Below are 11,831 nucleotides of genomic sequence, written 5' to 3' on the forward strand. Positions count from 1 at the left end.
AAACAGGGACCGGACGCCCCGGGACGAACCGGAGAGCCGCACACTACCGTTACGCGGGGACGTGACGACAGGAGGCGGTCGACGGTGAGCGATACGGGGAACGGCGACGCGTGGACGACCGCCGGCCCGGACGCTCCGGTGGCGGCTGACGTGTTCCGGGAGGCACTGCGCCATCACGGCGGCGGAGTGGCGGTGGTCACCGTGGCGGGGGAGGACGGGCCGAGAGGCTTCACCGTCACCTCCCTGACCGCGGCCAGCCTGCGGCCGCCGCTGCTGTCGTTCTTCGTGAACCACGACTCGCGTAGCTGGCCGGCCCTCAAGGCCGCCGACCACCTCGGCGTACACCTGCTCGGTGCCGCGCACCGTGACCTCGCCGCGCTGTTCGCCCGCCGGGGTGCGGACCGCTTCGCCCCGCCGACCCGGTGGTGGCCGGGTCCCGGCGGAGTCCCGCTGCTGACCGACGCCACGATCCGGATGATCTGCGCCCGCCGCGAGGTGGTACCGGTGGGCGACCACTTCCTGGTGGTCGGCGAGGTGCTCGGCGTCGAACGCAACGGCGCGGGCGGCGACCCGCTGCTGTACGCCCACGGCGAGTTCGGCCGCTGGGTACCACTGGGCGAGGCGCCCGGCCTGCCGATCGACGAGCTGGACCTGGCCGACACGATCGACGAGTAGCTTCGCGGTCCTCAACGCTCAGGCCGCCGGCGCGCCACGGGGCCCGCGGGCGGTCCCGTCGGGGTCCCACCGGGTGACTGGGCTGGCCGGAATACCGGTGCTCAGGCCACGCCGTACACGGCCCGGGTCTCGGCGTACCAGCGGTCGAAGGCGTCGGCCGGCAGCGGGCGCGACATGTGGTAGCCCTGGGCCACCGCGCAGCCGTTCGACGCCAGCGCGGTGAAGGTGTCGGCGTCCTCCACCCCCTCCGCGACGGTGGTGAGGCCGAGGTTGCGGGCGAGGTCGACGATGGCGCGCACGATCAGCCCGTTGCTGCGCTCGACGGTCATCGTGCCGACGAAGGTACGGTCGATCTTGAGCTCGGTGATCGGCAGGTTCTTCAGCTGGGCCAGGCTGGTGTACCCGGTGCCGAAGTCGTCCACGGCCAGCGAGATGCCGGCCGCACGCAGCCGGGTCATCAGGTGCAGCGCGTGCTCCGGTTCGGTGGTGATGGCGCTCTCGGTGAGCTCCAGGCAGAGCAGGTTCGCCGGTACCCCGTGCTCGTCCAGCAGGCGCAGCACGTCGTCGCACAGGTCCGGGTCGGCCAGGTTGCGGGCGGCGAGGTTGACCGCGATCGGCAACGGGTGGCCCTCGTCGAGCCAGCGGCGCGCCTGCCGCAGCGCGACGTCGAGGACGTAGCGGGTCAGCGGCCCGATCAGGCCGGTGTGCTCGGCGAGCGGGATGAACCGGTCCGGCGGCACCATGCCCCGCCGCGGGTGCTCCCAGCGGACCAGCGCCTCCACCCCGGACACCTCGCCGGTGGGCAGCGAGATCTTGGGCTGGTAGTGCAGGACCAGCTCCCGCTGGTCGATCGCGCGCCGCAGTTCGGTCAGCAGGGCCAGCCGACCGGGGTCGTGGGCGTCCTCGCTCGCGTCGTACACCGCCACGCCGCGGTTGCGCTCCTTGGCCACGTACATCGCGACCTCGGCGCGGCGCAGCAGGGACTGCGCGTCGTCGCCGTGCTCGCCGGAGACCACGACGCCCATGCTGGCCTCGACGCTCAGGTCGGCGCCGACGATCTGGATCGGCAACTCGATGGCCGTGCGCAACTTCTCGACGATGGCGAGTACGTCGTCGAGGGAGGTGACGTGGGGCAGCAGTACGGCGAACTCGTCACCGCCCAGGCGCGCCACGGTGTCGGTGGCCCGTACGGTCTCCGCCAGGCGCGGGCCGACGCGCGTGAGCAGTTCGTCGCCGCAGCGGTGGCCCAGCGTGTCGTTGATCTCCTTGAACCGGTCCAGGTCGAGCAGGACGAGCCCGACCCGCTCGCTGCTCTCCACGGCGTCCTGCAGCCGGGTGGCGAGCAGCTGCCGGTTGGGCAGTCCGGTCACGCTGTCGTGCAGCGAGTCGTGTACCGCCTGCTGCCGCTCCGCCTCGAGGTCGCGCCGGAAGCGGCGCAGCGTGGTCGAGACCATCACGGCGGCGGCGAGCCCCACCACGAACAGCAGCGGTACTCCCCAGGTCAGGGTGTTGCTGACCCGGCGCATCAGGTCGAGCTGGTTGCGCGCTTCCTCGCGGTGCTCCGCGATCCCGCGGTCGACCGCCTGCTGCAGGCTGAACAGGAGCTGGCTCTGGCTGTACTCGATCCTCTCCGCCAGTTCCGTGTCACCGCGGTCGGCTGCGGCGAACAGGACCCCGGCGGATCCGGCCAGGTCATTGTGGAGCTGCTGGATGGCGCTCACGTTGCTCCGGTCGCTGGGGCCGCCGTCCGTCCGTATCTGGTCGAGCTCGGCCTTCAGCAGCCGCTGCGCGGCCGAGTGGGCGGTGCGCGTCTCGGTGCTCGGGTTCATCCGGTACCGCTGCTCCAGGGCCAGTTCCTCGCTGGCGGCGTGTGATACCTCGAGGTAGCACGAGGCCAGGCGGTTGGCGGTGGCGGCGCCGTTGGCGGCGCGGGCCGTGGTCTGCGACGCCCACAGGGCGACGCCGCTCATCACCAGGACCACCATGATCAGTCCGACGACGGCGAACCTGGACGACGTCGGGGACGGCACCCGGGATGCGCGGCGTACCCGGTCGCGCGCGGCAGCGGCGGTGTGCGGTCTTGGGGCGCGAGCCGACGAGAACCGAGCCGTGGAGAACACAGCCTCCCCCAAACATGGTGACGAGGTCCCGGTGGACTACTGAGGTATCGGTCATCCCGCCGACGAGTTGAGGGAGTTCGCCGACCAGGTGGGCAACGTCTGGCGAGGTCGAGGGTCGCGGACACGGGGGAGCGGGCGTAGTATTTCACTACCTGATGAATTATCTGGGGGCTCCGAACCATGGGAGGCCCTGAATGACGGGAGGCTCAGTGGACACCGATGTCTGCGTCGTCGGCGGCGGGCCGGCCGGCCTGATGCTCGCCCTGCTCCTGGTCCGGCGTGGGATCCGGACCACCGTCCTGGAGAAGCACGTCGACTTCCTGCGCGACTTCCGCGGTGACACCGTCCACCCCTCGACCCTCGACGTCCTCGACGAGGTCGGCCTGGGCGACCGGGTCGCCGCGCTGCCCCACCGCAAGGTCGAGGGCCTGCGCTTCACCTTCGCCGACGGCGACTACCGCATCGTCGACTTCGCCGGGCTGGCGGTGCGCCACCCGTACCTGCTGTTCCTGCCGCAGTGGGACTTCCTGGAGCTGCTGGCGGCCGAGGCGGCCCGGTACGACGGCTTCACCCTGCTGCGCTCGCACGAGGTCGTCGACCTGCTGCGCTCGGATCGGGTGGTGGACGGTGTCGGTGCTGTGGAAGGGGTCGTTGCGCGTGGGCCGGACGGGCCGGTGGAGGTCCGCGCGCGGCTCACCGTCGCCGCCGACGGGCGCCATTCGACCGTACGGTCGAAGCTCGGCCTGCGGCCCCGGGAGTTCGGCGCGCCCATGGACGTGCTGTGGTTCCGGGTCCGCCGCGAGCCGGACGACGGCGAGGGCGTGAACGCGCGGCTGGGCGCCGGCCGGATGCTGATCGGCATCGACCGCGGAGAGTACTGGCAGATGGCCTACGTGATCCCGAAGGGCGGCTACGACCGGGTCCGTGCCGCGGGCCTGGACGCCTTCCGCGCCGGGGTGGCGGAGTTGGCGCCCCGGCTGGCCGATCGGGTCGACGAGGTCCGCTCCTGGGACGACGTGCGGATGCTGACCGTGCGGATCGACCGGCTCCGGCGCTGGCACCAGCCGGGGGTGCTGCTCATCGGCGACGCCGCCCACGCCATGTCGCCGATCGGCGGGGTCGGCATCAACCTCGCGGTGCAGGACGCGGTCGCCACCGCCCGGCTGCTGGCCGGTCCGCTGCTGGCCGGCCGGCTCAGCGAGGACGACCTGGCCCGGGTACGGGCCCGGCGGGCCTTCCCGACCGCCGGCACCCAGCTGCTGCAGCGGGTGGTCCAGCGCGCGGTCATCGGCCGGGTCCTCGGCTCCGAGCGGCCGATCCCCGCGCCGCTGCCGATGCGGGTCCTCCAGCACGTCCCGGCGCTGCGGAGGGCGGCAGCCCGTCTCGTCGGTGTCGGCCTGCGCCCGGAGCACGTCTGAGCCGATCAAGACGTGACACGATGGCCGGGTGAGGATCCGTCGTATCGGCGCCGCGGAGCGCCCCGCGCTGTCGCTGCCCCTTCAGGCGTACGCCTTCGACCGCACCCCGATGCCGCCGGGTGAGCTCGAGGACCTCCGGAAGCACGCCCGGTACAGCGAGGGCAACGTCACCCTGGTCGCCGAGGTCGACGCCGAGGCGGTGGCCGTCGCTTCGGCGATCCCGATGCGCCAGAACGTCCGGGGCCGGGTGTACCCGATGGCCGGCGTCGGCGGCGTCGCGACCCACCCGCTGGCCCGCCGCCAGGGCCACGTCCGGGCGCTGTTGACGCGACTGCTCGGGGAGGCGCGCGACGCCGGCCACGTCGTCAGCGCCCTGTACCCGTTCCGCCCCTCGTTCTACGAGCGCTTCGGCTACGTCGGGCTGCCGCAGACGGGTACCGTCACGTTCTCGCCCGCAGACCTGGCCGGCCTGCTCGCGCACGATCTGCCGGGCACGGTCGCGGTCGAGCGGATCAAGGACGGGTACGACAGCTACCGGGCGCTCTTCGAGCGGCTGCTCGCCGACCGGCACGGGTTCGCCACGCTCCCGGAGTACCGCGCGGTCCGGCTGCGCGACGACGACGAGCACTGGCTGGCCACCGCCCGGGTCGACGACGAGGTGGTGGGAGCGGTCACGTACCGCATCTCCGGGCACGCCGGCACCCTGCAGGCCGACCACCTGCTGGCCACCGGGCCACTCGGCCGGGCGCTGCTGCTCGGGTTCTTCGCCCGCCACGTCGACCAGGTCGCGACGGTCGAGGCGACCGTCGCGCCGGACGAGAGGCCCGAACTGTGGGCGACCGACCTCGGCACGGTGACCGAGACCCGGGCGCGGTTCCCGGAGAACGCCCCGATGGGCCGGGTGCTCTCGCTGGACGCCCTGGCCGGGCTGCCGGTCGGGCCGGGCCGGGTAGCCGTCGAGGTCGTGGACGACCCCTTCGTCGCCGGGCGCTACCTCCTCGACGGCACCGGCGGTGCCCTGTCGGTCGAGCGCGGCCAGGCAGTCGGCGCGGCGTCGGTACCCGCGTCGTCGATACCGACGGCCACGCTCACCGCCGCCGGGCTGTCCGGGCTCGTCTACGGCGTGCTCGACCCGGACGACCTCGTCGTGCGCGGGCTGGGACGTGTCCCCCGCGACGCCGCCCGGCAGCTCCGTACACTGTGGACACGATGCGTCCCTTACCTCGCCGTCGGGTTCTGATTCACCCGGAGCAGGTGGGGCCATCGGGTTGAGTGGTCGACCGGTGCGGTGGTCGAGCCGGATGTCGAAGTCGCCGTAGTTCGACGAGATGTGTACCAGGTCCTCGGAGATGAACCGCGCCGTCGCGGTCGGCCCGCAGGGTGAGCCGGCGTGGCCCACGTCGCGCAGCGTCAGCGAGCCGCCGGACCAGATCCTCAGCTCCCGGCTGTCGCCGTGGATCACGAACGCGGCCTTGCGCGCGCCGCTGGGGGACCGGGCGACCTCCCTGGTCGCGACCGTGAAGAAGCTGTGGAAGAGGCCGTAACACATCAGGTTCGGCAGCAGTGCCAGGATCAGCAGCCAGCGGATCCGGTGTCGCCGGCTCTGCGCCGCCTCGCTGTGGACCGGTGCGAGCAGCCAGAATGCGGCCAGGGCGGACACGTGCACCACGAGCAGCCCGAAGAGCGGGTCGTTGAAGAACTGCTGCAGCCGCACCAGCCGCCACGGGTTCCACGCCCCGGCGGCGAACCCGATCGCCGCGCCGCCGGCGACCACCGCCGCCAGTACGCCGACCACCCGGCGCGGTAGCGGTACGGGCGGTGCCACGGCATCGATGGTCCTCGCCATGCCGGTATCCTGCCAGACCGGTCGGCCGGCCTGCTCCGATCTAGCGGGAAGGCGATCTCGGTGCCCCCCACGCGGCGAGTTGGCCGGGTAGAGTCAGCGGCGCATCGATGCCGGTCGTTGTTCTGCGACTGCCTGTCTCATGTCCACGTCCATACCGTCGGTCCACGCGGTCCGCGGGCGTTGCCGGCGGTGCTGGTATTGCCGGCTCTGCCGGCGGTGCTGGGATTGCCGGCTCTGCCGGCGGCGGCGCTGACCGACGGGTGTCGAAGGAGGACCATGAAGAAGACGATTGTCGCCCTGGCCGTCGGCGCCGCGGCGCTGGTGGTTCCCGCCGAGGCCGCACACGCGGCCGCGCCGTGCCCGACGGGTTCGGTGTGTGGCTGGACCGGGACCAACTTCACCGGCTCGGCGTTCATCTCGCGCGGTGCGCCGGGCAACTGCGTCTCCGGCACGTCCGGGTTCAACTCGGTCGCCAACTCCGGCACCGGGACCGTCCGGTTCTACAGCGGCCGGGCCTGCAGCGGCACGTTCTTCGACGTGCCGCCGGGTGGCTCCTCGCCGGACACGCCGTTCCCCGTGACGAGCCTGCGCGGAGTCTGAATGGCGCGACCCGGCGGCCGGGGGCGGGTCGCCGGGTCCGGGTCAGGGCAGGGCGGCTACCGCCGGCCCGCCGCCGTGACCGCCCGGTTGGACGAGCCGACGCCGTGCGAGAAGGAGACCGAGTCGGGGCCGCGCAGCGGCGCCGGCTGCCGTTCCAACTCGGGCAGGCAGTCTCTCAGGTCGCGCAGGAACTGGTCGGCCAGGTCGTGGGTGAACCCGTTGCGCACCACGACCCGTAGCACGGCGAGGTCGGCCCGGTTCTCCGGGAACGTGTACGCCGGGACCAGCCAGCCGCGCTGCCGAAGCGCCGCGGACACGTCGAACACCGAGTAGTTGCGCACGTCGCCCGCGAGCGTGAACGCGACCACCGGTAGCTCGTCACCCCTGGTCAGCAACTGGAACGGCCCCAGCTCGCCGATGCTGATGGCCAGCGCGCGGGCCACCTCCCGCGAGTACTGCTGCACCCGGCGGTAGCCCTCGAACCCCAACCGCAGGAAGTTGTAGTACTGCGCGACCACCTGTGATCCGGGGCGGGAGAAGTTCAGCGTGAAGGTCGGCAGCTGGCCCCCGAGGTAGTTGACGTTCAGCATCAGGTCCGCCGGCAGCGCGTCGGGGTCGCGCCACACCACCCAGCCCACTCCGGGGTAGACCAGGCCGTACTTGTGCCCGGACGTGTTGATCGAGGCGATCCTGGGCAGCCGGAAGTCCCATACCAGTTCCGGGTCGCAGAACGGTGCGATCATCCCGCCGCCCGCGGCGTCCACGTGGACCTGGATGTTCCAGCCGGTGCGCTCCTCGAGGTGGTCCAGCGCGGTGCAGATGTCGAGGACGGGCTCGAAGCTGCCGTCGAACGTCGAGCCGAGGACGGCGACGACGGCGATCGTGTTCTCGTCGCAGCGGGCCACCGCCTCGTCCGCCGACAGGTGGAACCGCTCGCCCTCCATCGGTACCTGTCGCGGCTCGACGTCCCAGTAGTTGGCGAACTTCTCCCAGCAGACCTGCACGTTGACGCCCATGACGATGTTGGGACGGTCGGCCGGCCGGCCGACCGCGCGCCGGGCGTGCTGCCAGCGGCGCTTGAGCGCGAGCCCGCCGAGCATGCACGCCTCGCTCGACCCGGTGGTCGAGGTGCCCAGGGCGTTGTCGACGTCGGGGGCGTGCCACAGGTCGGCGAGCATCCGTACGCAGCGCGTCTCCAGGTCGGCCGTGTGCGGGTACTCGTCCTTGTCGATGAGGTTCTTGTCCTTGCCCTCATCCATCAGACGGCCGGCCTGCGACTCCATCCAGGTGGTGACGAACGTGGCCAGGTTCAGCCGGGGGTTGCCGTCCAGCATCAGCTCGTCGTGCACGACCTGGTAGGCGACCTCCGGATCGAGTTCCCCGGCGGGGAACCGGTCCCTCGGGATGCGCACCGGCGCTCTGGTGAAGATCGGGTTGACCGACAGGTCCGGGCGGCGGGTACGAGGCGCGGCCATACCGGCGACGTTACGGCCTGCGCCGGGTCTGCGCAGGCTGGGCGGGCGACCGGCGTCACCGGCGCGTGGGCACCGTTCCGGCTCAGGCCGGCGCGAGCACGTTCTCGGCCGACCGCCGGGGGGCCGGGATGACGCCGCGCCGGCAGTTGTCGCAGTGCCCGCACGGGCGGGCCAGGCGTTCGCCGAAGTGCGCCAGCAGGTGCTGCCCGCGGCAGCCGTGCGCCTCGGCCAGCTGGAGCATCGCGTCGATGCGCGACTTCTGTACGGTCTGGTGGCGGCCGATCTCCCGCAGCGCCAGCGACACCGCCTCGTCGGGTGGCGGCGCGTAAGGCGGCGTCGTCACCCGTCCGTTGACGAGGGTCACGGCGGCGCCGACCCGCTCCAGCAGCGCGAGGTCCTGGGCCAGCCGGCGGGTACCGAGGCCGAGGTCGGCGGCGATGTCGGTGCGGCGGGCCGGACCGTCGCCCAGGGCGCGGATCACCCGGGCCAGTTCGGCGCGGTCGGGTGCGCCGCCGACGAAGAGGCGCTGCGGCGCCAGGTCCTCGGGCCGGTACAGCAGCAGCGCGCGGGCCGGCTCGCCGTCGCGGCCGGCCAGCCCGATCTCGTGCAGGTAGGCGTCGGGGGAGTCGGGCAGCCCGACGTGCACGACCCAACGGACGTCGGGCTTGTCGACGCCCGTGGTGAACGCGCTCGTGGCCACCATCACCGGGGCGTCGCCGGAGCGGAACGCCTCGGACCGGCGGGCGCGCTCACCGGCGGCCATCCCACCGTGGTACGCGGACGCCGCGACGCCCTCGCCGACGAGGCGCTCGGCCAGGTCCTCGGCGGCGCGCCGGGTCGGTACGTACGCGATGCCGGCCCCCTCGGCCGCGCGCAGCCGGGTGAGCAGTCGCCGCCACCGGTCCTCCTCGCCGGCGCAGCCGACCGCCTCCAGGTACAGGTTCGGCCGGTCCAGGCCGGCGACGACCAGCTTCGGGTCGCGCAGCCGCAGGCGCGCCACGATGTCCTCGCGTACCGGCGGGGAGGCGGTCTCGGTCAGCGCGATGACCGGCGGGCTCCCCAGGTCGCGTACCAGCCGGCCTAGCGGGAGGTAGTCGGGGCGGAAGTCGTGCCCGAAGGCCGAAACGCAGTGGGCGAACTCCACGGCGACCAGCGACGGCCGTAGCGCGCGCAGCTCGGCCAGCCGTTCGGGCCGGCCCAACTGCTCGGGCGTGACGAACAGGAGCCGGGTGGGGCCGTCGGCGGGGGCAGCCCGGTCGGCCCGCGGCGAGATCACCACCGTCGGGCCGGGCAGCAGGGTCGCCGGCACCCGGTACCCGGCCGATCTGCGCGGGCCCGCCGGCATGACCACCAGCGCGTCGCGTCCGTTGAGCACGGCGCGCGCGGCGGCGAGCTGCTCACCGCAGAGTCCGCAGCCGAAGTGGCGGCGGGCGGCGCGGCGCAGGCGGATGCTGTTGGGGAGGAGGCTCACGGTCATCGCGCACGCAGCGTACCGGACCCTCGTGGCCTATAACGACCAGAGTGGATGCCGTCCATCCACTGAACGGCCAGCTGTCCACAGTGGCCGACGTATCTGCTGCGCCACCTGCGCCGGGTGGCGAGGCACCCGGCTGCGCCACCTGCGCCGGGTGGCGAGGCACCCGGCTATGCCACCTGCGCCGGGTGGCGAGGCACCCGGCTATGCCACCAGCGCGGGGTGGCGAGGGTCGTCGACGCGCACGACCACGTCGGCCAACATCGGCGGGTCGACCTCGTCGGCGTAGCGCCGGTACGCCGGCAGTGTCCAGCGGTCGGCCTCCACGGTGCGGCGGGCCAGCGCGGCCGGCGACATCTCCAGGTGCACCACCAGGTCGAGCGGCAGGCCGGTACCGAGCAGCAGCGCGCCGCTGAGCAGCAGGACGCCGCTGTCCGGCACGGTCACGTACCCGGCCCGGGTCGCCCGGTCCCTGTCGGCGTCCCAGAGCGTCGGCAGGATCCGGCCGGTACCGGCGCTGCCGAGCGGGTCGAGCACCTCGCGCGTGAGGCCCCGCACGTCGAGCCAGTCCTCGTAGAAGGCGTCCGGGTCGGTACGGCCCCGCTCCAGGCGGAGCGAGGCCGGGCGCAGGAAGTCGTCGGCGCGTACCCGCTGGACCGGCCGGCCCCGTACGCGCAGCGGGGTGACGAGGGCGTCGGCGAGGTCGTGCGGTCCGGCCGGCGGTGGGCCGTCGACGCCGACCCGCAGCCACCGGCCGCTGGGTGCGCCGGCGACGATGTCGGCCAGTTCCTCGACGAGGATGCCGGGAGAGACGGGTCGGACGGGCACGGGCTCAGTCGACGGTCAGGACGACCTTGCCGCGGACGTGGCCCTCCTCGAGCAGTCGATGCGCCTCGGCGGCCTGCTCGAGCGGGAACTCGCGCGAGATCTCCACCTGCAGTCGGCCGTCGTCGGCCAGGTCGCCCAGCGCCTTCAACTGGCCGCCGTTGGGGCGTACGAACACGTACCGCCCGCCCTGCTCCTTCGACCTCGGGTCGACGACCGAGACGTGGCGCCGAGGCGACCGTACGATCGCGGGGGACTGCTCCAGGGCCTGCCCGCCGACGTAGTCGGCGACCGCGTCTACCCTGCCGTCGCCGCCGACCACCTTGGCCAGCCGTTCGGGCAGGTCCGGCCCGTACTCGACCGGTTCGCCGCCGAGTGAGCGGATGAAGTCGTGGTTGCGCAGCGAGGCGGTGCCGATCACCCGGATGGCGCCGAGCGCCCGCGCGATCTGGACCGCGAGGTGACCGACCCCGCCGGCGGCGGCGTGTACCAGCACCAGGTCGCCCGAGCCGGTGTCCACGGCGCTCAGCGACTGCAGCGCGGTGAGCCCGGCGAGGGGGAGCCCGGCCGCCTGGCTGAACGTCAGCGAGGCCGGCTTCGGCGCCACCGCCTCCTCGCGGACGCGGACCAGTTCGGCGTAGGTGCCCCACTGGATGTGGTCCTTGCGGGCGTACGCCATGACCGCGTCGCCGACGGCGACCCGGGTCACGGCAGGGCCGACCGCCACCACCTCGCCCGCCACGTCCCAACCGGGGATGAGTGGGAAGTGGTACGGAAACGCGTCCTTCAGGTAACCGGCACGGATCTTGTAGTCGACCGGGTTCACGCCGGCGGCCCGTACCCGGATCACCACCCCGTCCGGCCCGGTCACCGGGTCGGGCAGCTCCTGCACCCGTAGGACGTCCGCATCGCCGAACTCGGTCAACGCAACAGCCTTCATGCCCGCTCCCCACTCCCGGTACCGGCTCGTGCCAGTCTGGCACGCGCCGATCATCTACGTACCCACCCGGGGGCGGATCAAGAGTCGGCGGGTGAACCGGCCTGAGGTCCCGGCAGCCGGATGTCGGGACCGTCTACAGCTCGCGACCGTCAGCGGCGAGCGCGCAGACCGCCAGCAGGCGTAGCGCCCGCCAGTCGGCGTGCACCCAGTCGATCGGCTCCGGCAGATCCCAGCCGGTCTCCTCGGCGGCGTGGATGAACCCCTCGGCGTACCCGGCGAGGGCCACCGTGCTGGGGGCGGCGCGGCCGTCGCCCAGCGCGTCGCGGACCTCGGCCGCGTGCTGGTCCACCGCCGCCAGCAGGCCCGGTAGCAGGGCGGCGATCGCCAGGCCGCCGGTGCCCAGCACCGTCATCAAGTCGCGCAGCATCTCCCGCGAGGCGCACAGCCGTCCGGGTACC

At 73.1% G+C, this 11,831-nt stretch carries 12 protein-coding genes; 6 read left to right on the forward strand and 6 right to left on the reverse strand.

Translation table 11 applies throughout. The features are described 5' to 3' along the window. Window positions 1-84 precede the first annotated feature (84 nt). Window positions 85-675, forward strand: a complete 591-nt coding sequence (locus tag Pme01_RS07025) for a flavin reductase family protein (RefSeq protein WP_168114138.1) — start codon at window positions 85-87, stop codon at window positions 673-675. A gap of 101 nt (window positions 676-776) precedes the next feature. Here the strand turns inward: Pme01_RS07025 and Pme01_RS07030 are convergent, their stop codons facing one another. Further along, window positions 777-2,705, reverse strand: coding sequence for a putative bifunctional diguanylate cyclase/phosphodiesterase (locus Pme01_RS07030; RefSeq protein ID WP_168114139.1), 1,929 nt, complete (start codon window positions 2,703-2,705; stop codon window positions 777-779). A 299-nt stretch (window positions 2,706-3,004) separates the two neighbouring features. Between Pme01_RS07030 and Pme01_RS07035 the strand changes: the two genes are divergently transcribed. The 5 genes from Pme01_RS07035 (at window position 3,005) to Pme01_RS07055 (ending at window position 6,659) form a co-directional block, all read left to right on the forward strand. Next, window positions 3,005-4,213 carry an FAD-dependent oxidoreductase gene (locus Pme01_RS07035; RefSeq protein ID WP_168114140.1) on the forward strand — a complete coding sequence of 403 codons (1,209 nt, stop codon included), beginning with the start codon at window positions 3,005-3,007 and terminating at the stop codon, window positions 4,211-4,213. A 28-nt stretch (window positions 4,214-4,241) separates the two neighbouring features. Beyond that, entirely contained in the window at window positions 4,242-5,453 is a 1,212-nt protein-coding gene (locus tag Pme01_RS07040) for a GNAT family N-acetyltransferase (RefSeq protein ID WP_168114141.1), read from the forward strand. 109 nt (window positions 5,454-5,562) lie between these two features. Next, entirely contained in the window at window positions 5,563-5,757 is a 195-nt protein-coding gene (locus Pme01_RS07045; RefSeq protein WP_168114142.1) for a hypothetical protein, read from the forward strand. Between the two features lie 116 nt (window positions 5,758-5,873). Further along, the gene (locus tag Pme01_RS07050) at window positions 5,874-6,020 is read left to right on the forward strand and encodes a hypothetical protein (protein WP_168114143.1); all 147 of its coding nucleotides are present in this window, start codon (window positions 5,874-5,876) and stop codon (window positions 6,018-6,020) included. 315 nt (window positions 6,021-6,335) lie between these two features. Then, entirely contained in the window at window positions 6,336-6,659 is a 324-nt protein-coding gene (locus Pme01_RS07055; RefSeq protein WP_168114144.1) for a peptidase inhibitor family I36 protein, read from the forward strand. A gap of 56 nt (window positions 6,660-6,715) precedes the next feature. On the opposite strand, the gene gad is transcribed toward Pme01_RS07055, so the two are convergent. The 5 genes from gad to Pme01_RS07080 form a co-directional block, all read right to left on the reverse strand. Next, a complete protein-coding gene (gene gad / locus Pme01_RS07060; RefSeq protein ID WP_168114145.1) occupies window positions 6,716-8,134 on the reverse strand; it encodes a glutamate decarboxylase in 1,419 nt (472 codons plus the stop codon). A gap of 82 nt (window positions 8,135-8,216) precedes the next feature. Continuing rightward, entirely contained in the window at window positions 8,217-9,611 is a 1,395-nt protein-coding gene (locus Pme01_RS07065) for a helicase-related protein (protein WP_168114146.1), read from the reverse strand. A gap of 201 nt (window positions 9,612-9,812) precedes the next feature. After that, the gene (locus tag Pme01_RS07070; RefSeq protein WP_168114147.1) at window positions 9,813-10,436 is read right to left on the reverse strand and encodes a nucleoside/nucleotide kinase family protein; all 624 of its coding nucleotides are present in this window, start codon (window positions 10,434-10,436) and stop codon (window positions 9,813-9,815) included. Between the two features lie 4 nt (window positions 10,437-10,440). Further along, window positions 10,441-11,373, reverse strand: coding sequence for an NADP-dependent oxidoreductase (locus Pme01_RS07075; RefSeq protein ID WP_168114148.1), 933 nt, complete (start codon window positions 11,371-11,373; stop codon window positions 10,441-10,443). Window positions 11,374-11,506: 133 nt separating this feature from the next. Beyond that, entirely contained in the window at window positions 11,507-11,800 is a 294-nt protein-coding gene (locus Pme01_RS07080; protein WP_168114590.1) for a DUF6401 family natural product biosynthesis protein, read from the reverse strand. Between the last annotated feature and the right edge of the window lie 31 nt (window positions 11,801-11,831).

This window comes from Planosporangium mesophilum (assembly GCF_016863255.1).
GTDB classification, from domain to species: Bacteria; Actinomycetota; Actinomycetes; order Mycobacteriales; family Micromonosporaceae; genus Planosporangium; species Planosporangium mesophilum.